The sequence below is a fragment of the Serratia silvae genome (assembly GCF_023282985.1).
GTDB lineage: Bacteria > Pseudomonadota > Gammaproteobacteria > Enterobacterales > Enterobacteriaceae > Chania > Chania silvae.
The window spans coordinates 1-238 of sequence record NZ_JAGQDC010000089.1 but is presented as its reverse complement, the minus strand read 5'-3'; the positions used below and the strand labels follow the sequence as shown (position 1 = coordinate 238).

Genomic DNA, 238 nt, shown 5'->3' with positions numbered 1-238 from the left:
TAGGCTGGGTGTGTAAGTGCAGCGATGCATTGAGCTAACCAGTACTAATGATCCGTGAGGCTTAACCTTACAACACCAAAGGTGTTTTGAAGAGATTGAAGTAGATTTTCAGCGAAGTTCCGAGATTGGTTTCGATGGCGACACGAGAGTGAAGCGGTTGAAATGAAACAGAATTTGCCTGGCGGCAATAGCGCGGTGGTCCCACCTGACCCCATGCCGAACTCAGAAGTGAAACGCC

The 238-nt window shown here is 49.2% G+C and carries 1 rRNA gene; it reads left to right on the top strand.

Annotated features, from left to right (window positions below):
- Positions 1 to 177 precede the first annotated feature (177 nt).
- Positions 178 to 238: ribosomal RNA gene (gene rrf, locus KAJ71_RS23760) — 5S ribosomal RNA — on the top strand; the annotation flags it as partial.